At 67.1% G+C, this 17,103-nt stretch carries 13 protein-coding genes and 1 pseudogene; 3 read left to right on the forward strand and 11 right to left on the reverse strand.

Annotated features, from left to right (window positions below):
* The 8 genes and pseudogenes from I71_RS26730 to I71_RS26765 all read right to left on the reverse strand — a co-directional run.
* Nucleotides 1–301 (reverse strand): annotated as a pseudogene (locus I71_RS26730) (glycine/betaine ABC transporter ATP-binding protein); the annotation flags it as partial.
* Nucleotides 302–368: 67 nt separating this feature from the next.
* Nucleotides 369–1,178, reverse strand: a complete 810-nt coding sequence (locus tag I71_RS26735) for an electron transfer flavoprotein subunit beta (protein ID WP_042701124.1) — start codon at nt 1,176–1,178, stop codon at nt 369–371.
* A complete protein-coding gene (locus I71_RS26740) occupies nt 1,171–2,418 on the reverse strand; it encodes an electron transfer flavoprotein subunit alpha/FixB family protein (RefSeq protein ID WP_083897416.1) in 1,248 nt (415 codons plus the stop codon). Before I71_RS26740 ends, I71_RS26735 begins: the two co-directional genes overlap by 8 nt.
* Nucleotides 2,415–4,331 carry a DUF3483 domain-containing protein gene (locus tag I71_RS26745; RefSeq protein WP_042701126.1) on the reverse strand — a complete coding sequence of 639 codons (1,917 nt, stop codon included), beginning with the start codon at nt 4,329–4,331 and terminating at the stop codon, nt 2,415–2,417. The genes I71_RS26740 and I71_RS26745 overlap by 4 nt, the downstream gene beginning before the upstream one ends.
* 51 nt (nt 4,332–4,382) lie before the next feature.
* Nucleotides 4,383–6,428 carry an NADH:flavin oxidoreductase gene (locus I71_RS40700; RefSeq protein WP_042701128.1) on the reverse strand — a complete coding sequence of 682 codons (2,046 nt, stop codon included), beginning with the start codon at nt 6,426–6,428 and terminating at the stop codon, nt 4,383–4,385.
* A gap of 164 nt (nt 6,429–6,592) precedes the next feature.
* Entirely contained in the window at nt 6,593–7,747 is a 1,155-nt protein-coding gene (locus I71_RS26755; protein ID WP_085940790.1) for a GlxA family transcriptional regulator, read from the reverse strand.
* Between the two features lie 93 nt (nt 7,748–7,840).
* Nucleotides 7,841–8,962: a hybrid-cluster NAD(P)-dependent oxidoreductase gene (locus I71_RS26760; protein ID WP_042701132.1), complete on the reverse strand. Its 1,122-nt coding sequence runs from the start codon at nt 8,960–8,962 to the stop codon at nt 7,841–7,843.
* A 72-nt stretch (nt 8,963–9,034) separates the two neighbouring features.
* On the reverse strand, nt 9,035–10,315 hold the full coding sequence (locus I71_RS26765) for an SRPBCC family protein (protein ID WP_042701134.1): 1,281 nt from the start codon (nt 10,313–10,315) through the stop codon (nt 9,035–9,037).
* A 595-nt stretch (nt 10,316–10,910) separates the two neighbouring features.
* On the opposite strand from I71_RS26765, the gene I71_RS26770 reads away from it, so the two are divergent.
* The 3 genes from I71_RS26770 to fae all read left to right on the forward strand — a co-directional run bounded on the left by I71_RS26770 (nt 10,911) and on the right by fae (nt 14,209).
* Nucleotides 10,911–11,801, forward strand: coding sequence for a glycine betaine ABC transporter substrate-binding protein (locus tag I71_RS26770; protein ID WP_042701136.1), 891 nt, complete (start codon nt 10,911–10,913; stop codon nt 11,799–11,801).
* 121 nt (nt 11,802–11,922) lie between these two features.
* Nucleotides 11,923–13,638: a methyl-accepting chemotaxis protein gene (locus I71_RS35290; protein ID WP_049976351.1), complete on the forward strand. Its 1,716-nt coding sequence runs from the start codon at nt 11,923–11,925 to the stop codon at nt 13,636–13,638.
* A 37-nt stretch (nt 13,639–13,675) separates the two neighbouring features.
* Nucleotides 13,676–14,209: a formaldehyde-activating enzyme gene (gene fae / locus I71_RS26780; RefSeq protein WP_042701138.1), complete on the forward strand. Its 534-nt coding sequence runs from the start codon at nt 13,676–13,678 to the stop codon at nt 14,207–14,209.
* Between the two features lie 63 nt (nt 14,210–14,272).
* Here the strand turns inward: fae and I71_RS26785 are convergent, their stop codons facing one another.
* From I71_RS26785 to I71_RS26795, 3 genes are all read right to left on the reverse strand, one after another.
* Complete coding sequence (locus I71_RS26785) at nt 14,273–15,547, reverse strand: MFS transporter (protein WP_042701140.1); 1,275 nt, start codon at nt 15,545–15,547, stop codon at nt 14,273–14,275.
* 153 nt (nt 15,548–15,700) lie between these two features.
* Nucleotides 15,701–16,231, reverse strand: a complete 531-nt coding sequence (locus tag I71_RS26790; protein WP_049976352.1) for a YbaK/EbsC family protein — start codon at nt 16,229–16,231, stop codon at nt 15,701–15,703.
* A 131-nt stretch (nt 16,232–16,362) separates the two neighbouring features.
* On the reverse strand, nt 16,363–17,103 hold a 741-nt coding region (locus tag I71_RS26795; RefSeq protein WP_042701142.1), incomplete at its 5' end, for a GlxA family transcriptional regulator.

Below are 17,103 nucleotides of genomic sequence, written 5' to 3' on the forward strand. Positions count from 1 at the left end.
TGGTGGATTTGCCGGACCCCGACAGCCCCATGATGACGAAGATCTCACCGGCGCGGACCTGAAAGCTGGCGTCGAGGACACCGACATTGACGTTCAGCTTTTGCAGAACCTCCGCCTTGCTGGCGCCCTGGCGCAGCATCGACAGCGCGGGTTTCGGATCGGCGGAGAAGACCTTGTAGACGTTCCGCACCTCCAGGCGGACCGCGGCGTCGTCGCCGGTGCCGGTCCTGGCGGCTCCGCGGGGAAAGCCCAGGCTGGCCGGCCCACCGACCGAAACCGCGCTTCGCAACATCGTGTTCATCGACAGGCCTCCCCTCGATTGGCGACAGCGCGACCTGCGGTACTGGGAGGATCGTTTTGCATCGTGTTCATGGAAGCATTCCCTGTTCGACAAGGCTGTCGTAGATGGCCAGCGCCCCCGCTTCGGCTGTCGGGTTGACCAGCAGTTGGCCTTTTCCGCTCTTGCTCTCGGTCGCCGCCCTCAGCCGGTCCAGGGCCGAGCCGCCGCGCTTCACGCGCATCAGCTTGGGCTTCGGGCGCCATGGCCGATGCTCGCACTCCGACAGGAAGAGATCGGCGGTCACCTCGACGGTCACCGGTACCGCCACCGGCTCGATGACGCCCCGCCGGGCCGGGCCGAAGGCCGAGGCGCGAGCGGGCGGGGCGGATGGATGAACGGTCGCCACAAGGCGGCCGCTGACGGTCAGCGCCCGGCGCTGTCCGCGCGGCAGCGCCTGGACGATGGCCGCTTTGCCCGGAGTAGCGTCGGATGCATCGGCCGGGCCGACCCGTACCACATCGGGAACCATGGCGGCGTCAAGGCCGCGGGCGATCAGATAGGGCAGCATGCCGCTGCCCTCGCCGTCCTCGGCCTGCCGTCCGGTCAGGACCAGCGAGGGGGCAAGGCGGCGCAGATGGGCGATGAGCGCCTCGACCGGATCGGCCCCGTCCGGCAGAACCAGAACCGTCAGCCGCTCCAGCCCCATGCCGAGATAGGCGCGCAGCGCGTCGGCATCGGCGGCCGGTCCGGCGTGGATCGCCGTCAGCCGGCGCGGGCGCAACGCCAGCGCCATTTCCAAAGCCTGCGCATCGGTGGCGCCGCGGCGGGCGCGGCCGGAGACCGGGTGGCGGCCGATGGACAACAGGACGGCGACATTGCTCAGGACCGCTTCAGTCATTGCGGCGCTCCCGGATAAGCCGGATCAGGGCGGGCATGACGTCCTGCGCATCGGCGACGATGGACAGGTCGGCCCGCTTGATCATTTCGGCGTGAAGGTCGGTGTTGATGGCGATCACATGCTTGACGCCGGTGATACCCTGGAGATGCTGCGGTGCACCAGCGATGCCGAAGGCGAGGTAGCAGCGCGCGCTGACCACCGTGCCGGAGGCGCCGACCTGCCGTTCTCGCGGCAGGTGGCCAGCGTCGCAAACCACACGGCTGCCGGCGCGGGTGGCGCCCAGCGCCTCGCCCAGTTCGGCGAAGCTCTGCCAGTCGGTCACGCCGTTGCCGGCGCTGAGGATGAAGTCGGCTTCCGAAAGGGCGAGCGCGTCGGGATCCACGGCCAGCCGGCGGGCGCCGCCCAGGCGGGGCAGAACCTCCTCCCCGGCCACCATCGGCGTGGCGAGGTCGAGCGGCCGCGCCTCGTGCCGCACCCCGTCAAGCGGGGCGAAGGCGTCGGCCGCCACCGTCATCAGCCGGGTGGGGCGGTGCCCGGTCTCCAGCGATCCGCCGGACGACTGGCGGGTGGCCCGGTCTGGGGAGAGGCTCTGCACGCCGGTGAACAGCCGCTCTCCCGCCGCCGCCGCGACCCGCCGGGCAACGTCGGCACCGTCCGGGCTGTCCGGGAACAGGATGTGCCGGGGAGACAGGGCCGCCATCAGCGCCGATGCGGCGGCGGCCCGCCGTTCCGGCACGTAATCGTCGGCCCAGCCCTCGGGCAGGGCGACATGGCGGTCCGATCCGGCCTCGGCCAATGCCGCGCCCGATCCGGTGGCGACGGTCACCACCGCCCCGCCGCCACCAGCATCCGCGCCATCGGCCAGCAGGCGGGCGGCGGCGATCACCTGCCGGTCATGCTCGCTGACCTCGCCGCCGGGGCGGTCGAGCATGGCGAGGACCAGATAGGCCGGCTCGGCGATCACCCGCAGCGGGATGGCGGGCGCTGCGGTGACGGCGACACCCGCCGGCGCAGCTGTGCCGGGCGAGGCCGCATCGCGCGTCCAATCGTAGCGCGGGCGCGGCAGGTGCTGGACCAATGCGGCAGTGCGAAGGGCGCGGGGATCGCGGCGGCGCTCGTTGATCGTGGTGGGAGCGACCGGCTGGCGCAGCAGGCGCGGACGCGGGCCGGTCAGGACGGTGCGGGCGGCGCGCTCGGCACGGGGATCGACGCGGCGGCGGATGATCGGGGAATTGCTCATCGGGTGGTCTCCGTCGCGGCGAGCACCAGTTCGGCGATCTCCGCCACCTCCGGTCGGGGACCGACGACGCCTTCCAGCATCAGGGCGCAGTTGGGGCAGGCGACGGCGACCATGGAGGCGCCGGTCTCGCGGGCATGCTCCATGCGGACGTCAGGGATGCGGCGTTCGCCCGACACGTCGGTCAGCGGGGCGCCGCCGCCGCCGCCACAGCAGCTCGACCGCAAGCCGGAGCGCAGCATTTCCCGGCGCTCCACGCCGATTGCGTCGAGCAGGGCTCGCGGCGCCTCGATCTCGCCATTGTAGCGGCCGAGATAGCAGGGATCATGGAAGGTTACGCTACGCCCGACCGGCTTGGTCACCGTCAGTACGCCGGCGGTGATCAGCTCCAGCAGCAGGGCGGTATGGTGGACGACGGTCCAGCTGCCGCCGAAGGCGGGATATTCGTTGCGCAGCGAGTGCAGCGCATGGGGATCGGCGGTGACGATGCGGGCGAAGCGACGGGCGTTCAAGGTCGCCACGTTGCGGGTCGCCAGCGACTGGAAGGTCGCCTCGTCGCCCAGCCGGCGGGCGACGTCGCCGCAATCCAGCTCCTCCTCTCCCAGCACGGCGAAGTCCACCCCGGCACGGCGCAGCAGCAGGACGAGCGCCCGCAGCGAGCGCTGGACCCGCAGGTCGAAAGCGCCGTCGCCCACCCACAGCAGCGTGTCGCAGGAGCCGCCGGCCGGCAGCCGGCGCAGCGACAGGTCGGCCGCCCAGTCCCAGCGCCGGGCGAGCGCGCGACCGCCGGGATTGTCGGTGGCCCGCAGTTCCTCCAGCATGACGGCGGCCTTGCCGGGGGTGGCCCCCAGCTCCAGTGTCTGGAAGCGGCGCAGGTCGACCACGGCGTCCACATGCTCGATCATCATCGGGCATTCCTGCACGCAGGCGCGGCAGGTGGTGCAGGACCACAGCGTGTCGGGATGGATCATCGCATCCGGCCCGATCAGTGGCAGCCCGGCTCCGCCATGGGCCGTGCCGACGCCGCGGCCGGGATGGGGGTTCCCGGCATAGGCGGCATCGCTGGCCTGTTCGTCCATGGCCGCGACCAGATCCTGCACCAGCTTCTTCGGATTGAGCGGCAGGCCGGCAGCATAGGCCGGGCAGGCGGTTTCGCAGCGCCCGCACTGGACGCAGGCATCGAAGCCGAGCAGCCGGTTCCAGGCGAAATCGACGGGGCGCTCCACACCAAGACCGCCCGGCTCGGTCTTCTCCGCGGGAACGAGCGTCAGCGGCTTCAGTCCGGTATCGCGCCCCTTGCCGTCGTGGAAGCGGGCCGGACGGGGGTGGAAGGCCAAATGCAGAGCGCCATGCACCGCATGCTTCAGCGGCCCCTTCCACACGCCCCACACCAGATCGGCCAACGCCACCCCGGCAGCCGCGATCAGCACGAGGGCCAGCGCCTCCGGCATCACGCCGCCCAGTGCCTGGTCGAGCGCCACCACCAGCAGGCAGCCCGAAAATGTCAGGAGCGACAGGGGAAGGCGGGCGAAACGCCCTTGCGACAACTCGCGCGGGCGCAGCACTTGGCGGCGATGCCGGACCATCAGGGCGCCGGCCAGCATGACCGCCAGCACCACCGCCAGCAACAGCCAGAGGAGGCGTGATCCACCGATGGCGACGCCCATCGCCACCAGCAGCGCCAGCGCCGCCAGGAAACCGCCGGCGACCAGCGCGTGGAAGCGGGCGTTGAACGGTGTCCGCCCCACCACATGGTGGACGTCGACCAGATAGCGGCCGGGCAGGGCGCGCAGCCCGGCGACCACGCCGACCGTCGCCGGCCGGCCGGCCAGCCAGCGCCGCGACTGCCAGGCGGCCAATGCCGCGCCGATGGCGAGGACGGCAAGGACGACGGTGGTAAGAGCGGTGGCGATCACGTCGGACGGCTCCTGTCGCTTGGCTGGGGGCGCTGGGCGGGGGTGGAGGTGTCAGATGTCCTTGCAGAGACGGGCGGCGTCGTAGATTGCCGCGTGGATGTTGCGGCCCGCGACCGCATCGCCGATGCGGTGCAGGGTGTAGCCGCCATGGCCGTTGGCCTGCACCGGTTGCGGCCGGCCGGCGATCAGGCTGTCGAGATCGGTTTGGCCGCGGTTCAGCGACCGGTCCTTCAGATCGAAATAGAGGCCGTCGTTGGGCAGGGTGCCCAGTTCCACCACGATCTGGTCGACCAGCCGTTCCTCCTCCTCGTGGGTGTATTCGTTGCGCAGGACAGCGACGCGGCGGTTGCCTTCCTGGTAGATTTCCACAAGCTGATGGTTGGTGGTCATCACCACGTTCAGCTTGTACAGCTCGCGCAGGTGGATCGGCTGGTTGGTGGTGCCGACCTCCTCCGCGACCATGCGGTCGGGGGTGGCGATCTCCACCAGCGCACCGCGCTTGGCCATGAACTCCGCGCAGGAGGCGCCGTGATGCTGGCCGGTGCCGTCATACATCAGCACGGTCCCCGTCGGCTCCACCGCCCCGGTCAGGATGTCCCAGGTCGAGACCGCCAGATCGGCCCCCTTGAAGTCGCCCCGGTTGGGACGGCCGCCGGTGGCGAGGATCACCACGTCGGGATTCTCCGCCTCGACGGCAGCGCGGTCGGCCTCCACGCCCAGCCGGACATCGACGCCCAGCTTGGTGACCTGCTGGGACAGCCAGCGGGTGATGCCGCTCATCGCCTCGCGCCAGGTCGCCTTGGCGGCGACGTTGATCTGTCCGCCAGGGGCGGCGTTGCGTTCGAGCAGGACGACGGAATGGCCGCGCTCGGCGCAGACGCGGGCGGCTTCCAGCCCGCCGGGGCCGCCGCCGACCACGACGACACGGCGCTTGCGCTCCGCCTTCGGGATCACATGCGGCATCGTGCGTTCGCGTCCCGTTGCCGCATTCTGGATGCACAGCGCGTCGCCGCCGACATAGATGCGGTCGATGCAATAGCCGGCGCCGACGCATTGGCGGACATCGTCCAGCCGCCCTTCCATCAGCTTGCGCACCAGATGCGGGTCGGCGATGTGGGCGCGGGTCATGGCGACCATATCGACATGCCCCTCTTCGACCGCGCGGGCGGCGGTGGCGAGGTCGGTCACGCGCTGGGCATGGAAAACCGGGATTCCCGCCTCGCGCTTGATGCCGCTGGCCAGATGCAGGAAGGGGGCGACCGGGAAGGACATGTTGGGCAGCGAGATGGCATGCGCCAGATGATCGCGCGCCTGTCCGCCCAGCACATTCACGAAGTCGATCAGCCCGCGTTCGGCATAGGTGCGGGCGATGGCGATGCAGTCCTCGTGGCTGAGGCCATCGTCGATCAGCTCGTCGCCCGACATGCGCATGCCGATGACGTAGTCGTCGCCGACCTCGGCGCGGATCGCCTCGAACACCTCGATGCCGAAGCGCATACGGTTTTCCAGGCTGCCGCCGTATTTGTCGGAGCGCCGGTTGGCCGAGGGGCTCCAGAACTGGTCGATCAGGTGGCCGTGGGCAGCCGACAGCTCGAAGCCGTCCAGGCCGCCTTCCTTGCAACGACGGGCGGCGGCGGCATAGCCGGCGATGATCCGCGTGAAGTCGAAATCCTCCATTTCCTTCGGCGTGTTGCGGCTCGCTGGTTCCCGGCTGGGCGAGGCGGAGACGGTGGGCAGCCAGTTCTCGGTATCCCAGCGGGTACGCCGGCCCATATGGGTCAGCTGGATCATCAGCGCCGCGCCATGGCGGTGCACCCGGTCGGAGAATTCGCGGAAGAAGGGGATGACGCTGTCGTCGGCGACGGAAATCTGACTCCACGGCGCCGCCGGGCTGTCCACGGCGACGGAGGAGGAGCCGCCGAACATCGTCAGGCCGATGCCGCCTTTGGCCTTTTCCTCGTGGTAGAGCTGGTAGCGTTCCTTCGGCTTGCCTTCGGACCCGTAACCCGGCGCATGGCTCGTGCTCATCACGCGGTTGCGGATCGTCAGATGCTTGATCTGCAGAGGCTTCAGAAGGGCTTCGGCGGGTGAGGACATGGCAGGAACGATCCCCAGTATTGAGCCTGCCAAGAATTCACCATCGGCGACATTGTCGCGTTGCCCCCCGCGACCGTGAATTACCTTTTTGCGACAGGGAGGAAACGGAGGGGGCAAGTCAGACAAGTGCCTGAATTTTTTAAAAATTGGCGGGTGGTGCGCCGTCAGTCCACCTGTGCGGCGTCTCGCGCCGTCGGTTCCGGATCTTCGAAAAGGCGGCGGTCCGGCAGCAGGGAGTCGCCATTTGTGCGCCGGAAGGCGTCGAGAGGCGAGAAATGCGGATCGGCTTCGGCATCCGGCGCGGCAGTGCGGCGCACCTCCGACGGCGAAACGCCGAACAGCTCCCGGAACTGGCGGGAGAAGTGGGCGCAGTCGGCGAAGCCGGCCTCGTTCGCAATGGCGGTGACCGAGCGCTTGGTGTTGCGCAGCAGCCAGTGGCCGTAGCGCAGGCGCAAGGACCGGTAATAGGTGGCCGGGCTGGTGCCGACCGCCAGTCGGAACAGCCGCTCGAACTGGCGGGTGCTGACGTTCAGCCGGTGAACGATCTCCTCCACCGACAGCGGGTCGCTGATGTGCTGCTCCATCAGCAGCAGGGCGCGGCGGACGCGGTCGTTGGTGATCTCGACCACCGTCGGCGGCTGAGGCTGCGACTGGCTGGCGGGACGCGCCTTGTCGATCAGCAGGATGTGCATGGTCTTCTGGGCGGTGGCGCGACCCAGATGGCGTTCGATCAGGAAGGCGGCCAGATCGGCCACGCCGGCACCGCCCGAGCAGGTGATGCGGTCTCGGTCCACCACATAGAGCTGGTCGGCCACCGGCAGCAGGTCAGGAAATTCTTCGATGAAATCGCGGTGATGGTACCAGCTGACGCAGCAGCGGCGGTTCTTCATCAGGCCGATGCGGCTCAGCACGAAGCTGCCGGTGCAGACGCCGACCAGGGTCACGCCGTAGGAGGCGGCAGCGCGCAGATAGGCCAGCGATTCGTCGTCCAGCTGCGGGCCGCCATGCAGCAGCCCGCCGACCACGACCACATAGTCGAAGCGGCGCGGATCGGTCAGCGGCTCCCAGCGGGCGACGCCGATGCCGCAGCTGGACATCACCGGTTCGGCCCGCGATCCCATGATGGTCCAGCGGCAGCGGATCTGCCGCGACCGGTCGCCCTCGTCGGCGGCCAGGCGCAGGGCATCGATGAAGGGAGCTAGCGCCGTCAACGTGAAATTGTTGGTCAGGATGAAGCCGACCGACAGGAGCGCACGTTCCTCCTGCCGGGGTGCGGGACCGCTACCGCCGAAACGGCGATATTCCACTGTCTTCCCCACCAGGACATCCTCCCAGTCTGACGGCACAATTCCGTCCTTCGGAATGCTAGCGTCAGCGGCTTGCCCCCGGAAGACAATTCAATGGCGGTGCGTCTAACGCTCTATCACCAGATCGCTGGTCGGGCGGCTGCAACAGAGCAGGATCAACCCCTGGTCGATCTCGCGTTTGCGGATGCCGCCGGTGTGGTTCATCTCCACCGTACCGGAAATCAGCTTCGTCTTGCAGGTTCCGCACAGCCCGCGCGAGCAGGAGGTCGGAACCCGGATGTCGGCGGCCGATGCCGCATCCGCCAGCGCCATGTCCGGCGGACAGGCGAAAACCCTGCCGGTCTTGGCGAACTCGATACGGAAGCCGTCGGAAGGCGCCGCCTCCGGAGCCGCAGCCTGGATCGGTGACACCTCGGCCGGCGGCTCTCCAGCAGTCAGTTCGGCCGTCATCTCCGCGAAATCGAAGCTTTCCTGATGGTAGCGGCTCATGTCGAAGCCGCCTTCCTCCAGGAAGGTGCGCACCGCCTTCATGAAGGGGCCGGGGCCGCAGACGAAGACCTCCCGCTCCAGGAAGTCCGGCGCGATCATCCCGAGCATCGGCAGCGACAGCCGGCCGGTGAAGCCGGCCCAATGGGATTCGGTGCCGATGCCCTCGCAGACATGGGCGACGCGCAGGCGGCGGCCGGGACCGGTCAGCGCGTCCAGTTCACGGCGGAAGACGATGTCGGCCGGGGTCCGGGCGGCGTGGACGAAGACGATGTCGTGGTCCTCGCCCAGATCGTCGAAGGTCCGGGTCATCGACATCAGCGGCGTGACGCCGCTGCCGCCGGACAGGAACAGGAACTTGCGCGGAACTTCCGAATCGCCCGGCGTGAACTCGCCGAGCGGACCGACCGCGCGGATCCTGTCGCCCGGCTTCAGATTATCGTGCAGCCAGTTCGACACCGGGCCGCCGGGCACGCGCTTGACGGTGATCGACAGGCGGTGCGGCCGCGCGGCGGAGGAGGAGACCGTGTAGCTGCGGTGAATGGTTTCGCCGCCGATGGGCAGTTCCAGCGTGATGAACTGGCCCGGCTCGAACCGGAACAGGCATGGCCGCGCCGGCGCAAAGACGAAGGTCTTCACGTCGTGCGTTTCGTCCCGCACCGCCCGGCACACCAGCGTGTCGTCGGCTTCAGGATCCCAGTCCCGGACCGGAGGCGGAGCCGCATCCTGCTGCATCGTCATTTCTCTCCCCCCTGAGCCGAAAAGAATGGGCGATCCCAGGCCGCTGCCGGCCGGGATCGCCCGGGCAAGGCATCACTCCGCGGCAACGCTCACCGCAGCCTGCTTGCCCAGCAGATGCTCGGACATGCGGCCGACGTACCATTCCGTGAATTTCTCCACGAGCGGCTCGGTGTAGGGCGAATAGGGACCCGGCTCGTAGGCGGGGCTGAGAGCGCCATTGTGCGAGATCTCCACCAGATCGGCGTCCTGCTGGTTGGTGGCTTCCCACACTTCCGTCAGGCGGTTCAGGTCGTAATCGACGCCTTCCACCGCGTCCTTGTGGACCAACCAGCGGGTGCGCAGCAGATTGCGGTCGGGACCGAGCGGGAACACCGAGAAAGTGACGATGTGGTCGCTCATGAAGTGGTTCCAGGAGTTTGGCTGGGTCCAGAAGGACAGGGCACCCAGCTTGCGCTCGGCGATCGACCCCAGCAGCTTGCGCGAGGCGCTGCGGGTGTCCTTGGTGTGGGCCTCGCCGGCGCCGTCCAGCGGCAGGCGCTCGGCCCGGAAGCCGGTGATGTCGGTCAGATGCTCGACCTCGCGGCTGGGGAAACCTGCGGCCTCCCAGCCGCTGTGGCAGGACTGCACCAGGGCATCGTATTTGGCGGCATGTTCCATCCGCTTCGGGTTGGTGCCGTCGGGGGCGAAGCCGAAGCCGTACTCGAACAACGGGATGGTCAGTTCCGGGTGGTTGCCGACACAGTGGTAGCATTCACGATTGTTTTCCATCGTGAGCTTCCAGTTGCCCTTCTCGATCAGGTCGACGGTCTTGGCGATCTTGCAGTTCTTCAGATCATGCGGAAGGATATAGGGCTCGATGGCCGCCGCCATGCGGTCGATGTCGTCCGGGGCCTCTTCCGCCAGGCAGATGAAGATCAGGCCGCCGACCGACCGGATATGCACCTTTTTCAGGTTCCGGCACTTGCGGTCGAAATCGTTGCCCATATGCTCGGCGAACAGAAGCTCGCCGTCCTGGCCGTAGGTCCACTGGTGATAGCTGCACACCAGATTGCCGACCGAGGTCTTCTCCTTGAGGACGATGCGCGCCCCGCGATGGCGGCAGACATTGTGAAAGGCACGCAGTTCCATGTCGTCGTCGCGCATGACGATGACGGACGTCTTGCCGATATCCACCACCATCACGTCGCCCGGCTCCGCCACGTCCGGTTCCACGCCCACATGCAGCCAGTGGCGGCCGAAGATGATTTCCATGTCCAGCTTGAAGATTTCGTCACTGGTGTAGAACGGCGCCTCCAGGCTGTATCCCTTCTTGCGGCGCTTCAGCAGGGCTTCTATGGAAATCTCGGACGCCATGACGGTTGACCTTCTGCGGGAGTGGGGCCGTTGGTTCGTGGAACCGCTTCAGCCTTGAGCGGGCTGTGCTTTTTTCGAGTCCACGACCCACAGCCTGCCGCCGGCCGCGCGGCGCCGCGTTCTGGATTGCGACATCAACTTTAAAAAGGCCGACAGGCAGTCCTGTCTTTTTGCGCAAGGCTGGCCCTGGCCAATAGCCTGTTTGCGACAGGGCGCGATAATTCATGCATGGTGGCCCATAATTTACATCAGGAAAGAACTGAAACATCCGCCGGTCAGTCGAGCCGCATTCGCCGGCGGAGCAGGGGCGGGTGGGGCTGTCGCAAATGCGATACGAAATGCCGCTCTGATGAAGGTTTTTTGCTTTCAAGCCCCTCATCCTTGTCAAATCAGCACTGATGCCAGCAAAGGTCCGCATCGGTTGGCGGCAGTCTTCCGGACAGCTTCCGAAGGGTGCGCGTCCATCCGCGTTCACCGGTAAGACAAAGGCGGCTTTCCGGACCCGACGCGCGCGTCCGGTTCAAGTCCCGGCATAACGGACCGGGACTCGGAAACAAACTTGTCCAAACAAATAAACAGACGAGGAGGCTTCTTGATGAAAATCTTCGGTAAAGCCTTGCGCATTCTGCTGTCGGCGGCCATGACGGTCGGTCTGGGGACCGTTGCGATCGCCACCCCGGCGCGGGCCGCGGAAAAATCCATCAACATCGGCTGGACCGCCTGGTCGGACGCCGAGGCGGTGACGAAACTCGCCAAAGCCGTGATCGAGGAGCGGTTCGGCTACAAGGTCGAACTGACCATGGCCGATATCGGCATCCAGTATCAGGGCATCGCCAGCGGCAAGCTGGACGCCATGCTGATGTCGTGGCAGCCGCTGACCCACAAGCCCTATCTCGACAAGGTCGGCAAGGACATCGTCGATCTCGGCCCGCTCTACACCCGCGCCCGCCTGGGCTGGGTGGTGCCGGACTACATCCCGGTCGATCAGGTCAAGACCATCGAGGATCTGAAGAAGCCGGAGGTGCAGAAGCAGCTGGGCGGCAAGATCCAGGGCATCGATCCCGGCTCGGGGCTGATGCAGGCGTCGGAAAAGGCGCTGAAGACCTATGACCTGAAGGGGATGCAACTGGTGTCGGCCAGCGATGCCGCGATGCTGGCCGCTCTGGAGCGCGCCATGAAGCGCAACGAGTGGATCGTCGTGACGAGCTGGAGCCCGCACTGGATGTTCGCCAACTGGAAGCTGCGCTACCTGGAGGATCCGAAGGGTGCGCTGGGCGGGCTGGAAAGCGTCAACACCATCGTCCGCAAGGGCTTCTATCAGGATCATCCGGAAATCTTCGAGTTCCTGAACCGGATGGTTCTGCCGATTGGCGATCTGGAAACGATGATGCAGGAAGCCCGTCAGACCAGCTACGAGCAGGCGGTCAACAACTACATCAAGAACAACAAGGCCCGGATCGATTACTGGGTGACCGGCAAGCTCTGATTTGCGGCCGTTCCTCTTTTCCGCGCCGTTCATGGAGGCGGTCCGTTCAAAGCGCGGCAGCGTGACGGACGGCCGTCTCCAGCCATTCCCGTCTTCAGCCCTTCCATGATCGGGATCGCCGATGAACTCGTCAGCTCACCTGCAGGGCGCCGCGCCGGCCGGCATCGGGATGTTGTCGGTTGAAGGACTTTGCAAGGTCTATGGCGGCAATGCCGCGCAGGTCCTGGCCCTGCTGCGGGCCGGCATGGACCACGCCGGCATCCGGCGGGAAACCGGGGCCACGGTCGCGGTTGCCGATGTTTCATTCGATCTGGCGGCCGGTGAAATCCTTGCTGTGTTGGGGCGGTCCAATTCCGGCAAGTCCACCCTGGTCCGCATGGTGAACCGTCTGGTCGAGCCGACGTCGGGGGCGGTGATCCTGAACGGGCGCGACATGGCGGCGATGGCGGCGGCCGAACTGGCGGCCGCCCGTCGCGACGGCATGGCGATGGCGTTCGGTGCCACGGCTCTGATGCCGAACCGCACCGTTCTGGAGAATCTGGCCTTCGGGTTGGAGGTCGCCGGCTTACGCCGGCGCGATCGTCATGACCGCGCCCTTGCCCTGCTGACGCGCATGGGGCTTGCTCCTCTCGCCGCCCGCCGTCCGCATGAGATCCCGTCCGATGCCCGGTTGCGGATCGGGCTGGCGCGATCCCTGATCGGCGATCCGCCGCTGCTGCTGATGGATGGTCCCTTCGCCGGGGTCGACCCAGTCCTTCGCCAGGAACTGGAGTCGGAACTCCTCGACTGGCAGCGGGCGCATCGCGCTGCCGTGCTTCTCACCACGCAGGAGGTGGAGAAGGCGATGCGGCTTGGTGGCCGGATCGCCGTCATGGAAGCCGGGCGCATCGTCCAGGTCGGCACGCCTGACGAAATCCTGGAGCATCCTGCGACCGACACTGTTCGATCCGCCTTCCAGGACATCGCGGCCCGGCGCCGCCAGAGCCTGCGGTCCGCCCATCTGGAGGGGTTGATTTCCCATTTCGAACGGACGGCGATGCAGGGGTTGGACATGGTGGATTCGTCGGCCGGTGCGCTCGACGGCACTGCGCGCCAGCTGACCGGCATCATCGACCGCACCAACGAACAGGCGGGTGCCACAGTCGTGGCGGCGGAACAGATCGCCGGCAACGTCCAGTCGGTCGCCGCCCTGGCCGACGACACCTTCCGGTCGCTGGAGGACATCCGCCTTCGCATCGACGAGTCCGCCCGCCTCGCCTTGTCGGCGGTGGAGCAGGCCCGCAAAGCCGACCAGTCGGTGCTCAGCCTGCGGCAGTCGGCCGAGGGCATCGGCAACGTCGTGCGCATCATCGACGAGATCACCGGGCAGACCAATCTGCTGGCACTGAATGCCACCATCGAAGCGGCCCGCGCCGGGGAGGCCGGCAAGGGCTTTGCGGTGGTGGCGCAGGAGGTGCGCCAGCTCGCCAGCCAGACCGGCAAGGCGACGCAGGACGTCTCGCTGCGGATCCAGGCGATGCAGGATGCGACCGGCAATGCCGCCCAGGCCCTGCAGAGCATCACCGCGGTGATCGAGGAGATCAGCACCGTCGCGCTGGCCATCGCCCGGTCGATGGAGCAGCAGGCCGCCGCTTCGGCCACCATCCATGCCAGCATCGACCAGGCGGCATCAGGGGTGGGCGTGGTCGCACGCAACGCCCGGCATGTCACTGGCGGTGCCCGCGATACCGAAAGTGCCACTCGGCATGTGTTGACCGCCGCTGCGGATTTGGCCGGCCAGACCGAACGGCTGCGCCGCAGCATCGAACAGTTGCTGGATGGCATCCGTACCGGATGACCGGCAACCCCACCCTTCTCAAGAGAGCGACGATCCCATGAGCAACCCGCTGTTCCGCGTTGGCGAGGCCACCGTCTTCGCCAAGGAAGGCCAGTTCACCGACGCGATGCCCGAGATCGTGATCGGCACCGTCGATGGCCCGGCCGGCCATGCGTTCGCCACCATGATGGGACAGACCGCCGGCCACACCCGCATGTTCGCGGTGCGGGACTGCAACCAGATGGTCCGTCCGGCCACCATGATGGTGTCCAAGGTGACGATGAAGTCCAGCGCCTATGTCGACCTGTTCGGTGGCGTCGTCCAGGCAGCCACCGCCGATGCGGTGCTGGATTGCGTCATCGACGGCATTCTGCCCCGCGACGGAATCAATGACCTGTGCATCCTGGTGATGGTCTGGATCGATCCCCGCTGCCCCACGGATCCGAACCTCGACCGCGCCGATCTCTATCGCACCAACTACGAGGCGACCAAGATCGCCATCGGCCGGGCGATGCGCAACGAACCCACCCTCGACGAGCTGATCGAGAACCGGCACAAGGTCCGGCATTTCATGCTCGATCCGCAGGAATGACTCAGACCGTCGAGCGCAAGCCATGACTTGCGCTCGACGGCATCGAGGGATCGACGGGGCAGATCACGGCCTCGAAGACTCTGCTCCGGGTGCGGCGCCGCTGATGCCGCCCCCGGTCTTTTCCCCGCCGGACGGCACGCCATCCAAAGGCCCCGGGATCGGCGCCTGGAGGAGGAAGGGCAGGCGCCGGTCGATGGGAACGGGGGGACGAACCGTCATCCTCCAGAGCGCGAAGGCCAGCGCTACCGCCGCCACCAGTGCCGCGAACAGGAACAATCCATCCTGCTCGAACGTCGCCATCACCAGGGAGGCCAGGAAGGGACCGGCGATGGCACCCATCGAGAATCCCAGAACCATGCCTCCGCTCGCCGGCACCATCTCGGCCGGCGTCAGGAAGTCGTTGGTGTGCGATACGCAGATCGGATAGATCGCGAAGATGATCCCGCCGAACAGGGCGATGCCGACCAGCAGCGGGCCGAATCCGCTCTGCGGCAGCATGGTCATGCCGACGCTGATGACGACCAGGGCGGCGAACAGCCCGACCAGAACCAGCCGCCGGTCGAACAGGTCCGACAGCTTGCCGAAGGGCCATTGCAGGATCATGCCGCCGATGATGGCGGCGCTGACGAAGGTCGCCGACTGGCCCAGATCATAGCCCAGATGCCGGATATAGACCGGCCCCAGCCCATAGAAGGCGCCGACGACCAGCCCGCTGATCACCGTTCCGGCAAAGCCCAGCGGGCTTGCGCGATAGAGGTGGCCGATGCGGACGGGTTCCAGTTTTTGGAGAAGGGGCGGGGCCTTGCGGCTCAGGGCGACGGGAAGAAGGGCAAGGGAGACCAGGATCGACACCAGGACGAACTGCTTGAAGCCGTGCGGATCGTCGATGACCATCAGATATTGGCCGACCCCCTGCGCACCATAGAGGGCGATCATATAGAGGGCCAGGACCTGCCCGCGCGTGGCGGATGTGGCGCTCTGGTTCAGCCAGCTTTCGATGCAGACGAACAGGCCGGCCATGCAGCAGCCTTCCACCAGGCGCAGGGCGATCCATGAGCCGGGATCGGATCCCAGCGTATGCCCCAGGGTCGCCGCGACCAGGACGGTGGCGGAGGCGCTGAAGGCCCGGATATGGCCGACCTGCCCGACAAGGCGGTAGGCCTGCGTCGACCCGATCGTCACCCCCAGGTAATAGGCGGCGGTCAGCGCACCGAGCAGGATGGGTGAGGCGCCGGCGGCATCCAGGCGGACGCTGACGATTGTCGTCAGCGCCCCCGTGCCGCCCATCATCAGGAACACCGCCAGGAGCAGCGGAACGATCGGTTGGATGAGGGACATCGCTTGATCCACCGGAGGGGGAAAGGCCTGCGGGCCGAGGAGGAGGGCTGCCGACCGGACAGGAACGCCATCTTTACCGGCCGGGCAGTGCCGGCGTCCATATCGACCTGACGCTGTCCAGGGCGGCCCGCAGGGAATAGGCCGGGGATGAAGTCAGGCGAGGTCCACGATTGTCGGCACATAGCCAAGCCGGTCCAGAAAGGCCGACAAATCGGCGGGGTGCATCGACAGCGTCGCGCGGTTCGTCATCGGGTGGAAGTTGACGACGTCGCCGGCAAGGACTCGCCGCTCCAGCACCAGACGGACCCGGCGTTCCTTGTCCGCCACCAGGGCCAGCGGGCTGACCCCGCCGGGTTCGATGGACAGGACCTGCTCCAGCGTGACCGGCGAGGCGAAGGACAGCTTGGCGGATCCGATGACCGGGGCCAGTTCCTTCATGTTCACCGACTGGTCGTGCGGCAGCACCACCAGCCACAGGACGCCCTTGGCATCCTTCAGAAGCAGGTTCTTGGTATGCACGCCGGGAACGCTGCGCCAATGCTCTTCGGCATCGGCGACGGTGCGCACCGGCGGGTGGGCATGCAGGCGCATCGGTGTCAACGCGAGGGCGAGTTCCCGGCACAGCTCTTCGGGAATGCCGGCCTCACGCCAGTGCATCTGCATGGTGTCCTTGTCGTCGAGCATGGTCGCCATCCTTGTCAGTCCGGCAAGCCGCTCAAGGCGGTTTGCTGCATGACCGCAGCATGGCGGACGGATCCAGCTGCCGATTGTATGGGTGCGTCACCGGCGTTGAATGAAACGGTTCTGTCGATCTTTCAGCCCTTGCGGAAGACGGACGGCGTCATACCGCGGCGTTCCTTGAAGGCGCGGACGAAATGCGACGAATCGCAGAAGCCGACGGCGGCGGCCACCTCCGTCACCGACTGCTCGGTGTTGCGCAGCAGGAATTCGGCATGCTCCAGCCGCATGATCCGGTAGGCCTCGGTCGGCGTCATGCCCAGCGCATTTTGGAAATGCCGCTCCATCTGGCGCCGGGCGGCTCCCAGGCGGCGGGCCATCTCCGCCACCGACAAGGGCACATCGATATTCTGCTGCATCAGCAGAAGCGCCTTCCGCACCACCTCGTCATCGGTTGAGAAGTCGAGCGGGATGCCCGGCTGCGGCTTCTCCCCACGCAATGCATCGTCGATGATCATGATGTGCAGGCTCTTGCGTGCCTGGGCGCGGCCGACATGCTTTTCGACGAGATAGGCAGCGAGATGGGCCGAACTGGTCCCGCCCGAGCAGGTCAGCCGGTCGCGGTCGACGATGAAGATCTGGTCGGACACCGGCATGATGCCATCGAACTGCTCCAGGAAGTCGGCGTGGTGGAACCAGCTGATGCAGCAGCGATATCCATCCATCAACCCGGCCCGCTGCAGAATGAAGGCGCCGGTGCAGACACCAACCAGCGGGATCTTCGCGGATGCCGCCTGCCGCAGATAGCGGATGTAGTCGGGGCTGAGGTTGGAGATCTCGTCGATCAGCCCGCCGATGACGACGATGTAGTCGAACTG

The sequence above is a fragment of the Azospirillum sp. B506 genome (assembly GCF_000333595.1).
Lineage (GTDB): Bacteria > Pseudomonadota > Alphaproteobacteria > Azospirillales > Azospirillaceae > Azospirillum.

What these genes read in the sequence shown, in the direction of transcription:
- I71_RS26735 (WP_042701124.1), bottom strand. Translation starts at nt 1,178, where the DNA reads ATGACTGAAGCGGTCCTGAGCAATGTCGCCGTCCTGTTGTCCATCGGC.
- I71_RS26740 (WP_083897416.1), bottom strand. Translation starts at nt 2,418, where the DNA reads ATGAGCAATTCCCCGATCATCCGCCGCCGCGTCGATCCCCGTGCCGAG.
- I71_RS40700 (WP_042701128.1), bottom strand. Translation starts at nt 6,428, where the DNA reads ATGTCCTCACCCGCCGAAGCCCTTCTGAAGCCTCTGCAGATCAAGCAT.
- I71_RS26760 (WP_042701132.1), bottom strand. Translation starts at nt 8,962, where the DNA reads ATGACGATGCAGCAGGATGCGGCTCCGCCTCCGGTCCGGGACTGGGAT.
- I71_RS26765 (WP_042701134.1), bottom strand. Translation starts at nt 10,315, where the DNA reads ATGGCGTCCGAGATTTCCATAGAAGCCCTGCTGAAGCGCCGCAAGAAG.
- I71_RS26770 (WP_042701136.1), top strand. Translation starts at nt 10,911, where the DNA reads ATGAAAATCTTCGGTAAAGCCTTGCGCATTCTGCTGTCGGCGGCCATG.
- I71_RS35290 (WP_049976351.1), top strand. Translation starts at nt 11,923, where the DNA reads ATGAACTCGTCAGCTCACCTGCAGGGCGCCGCGCCGGCCGGCATCGGG.
- fae (WP_042701138.1), top strand. Translation starts at nt 13,676, where the DNA reads ATGAGCAACCCGCTGTTCCGCGTTGGCGAGGCCACCGTCTTCGCCAAG.
- I71_RS26785 (WP_042701140.1), bottom strand. Translation starts at nt 15,547, where the DNA reads ATGTCCCTCATCCAACCGATCGTTCCGCTGCTCCTGGCGGTGTTCCTG.
- I71_RS26790 (WP_049976352.1), bottom strand. Translation starts at nt 16,231, where the DNA reads ATGCTCGACGACAAGGACACCATGCAGATGCACTGGCGTGAGGCCGGC.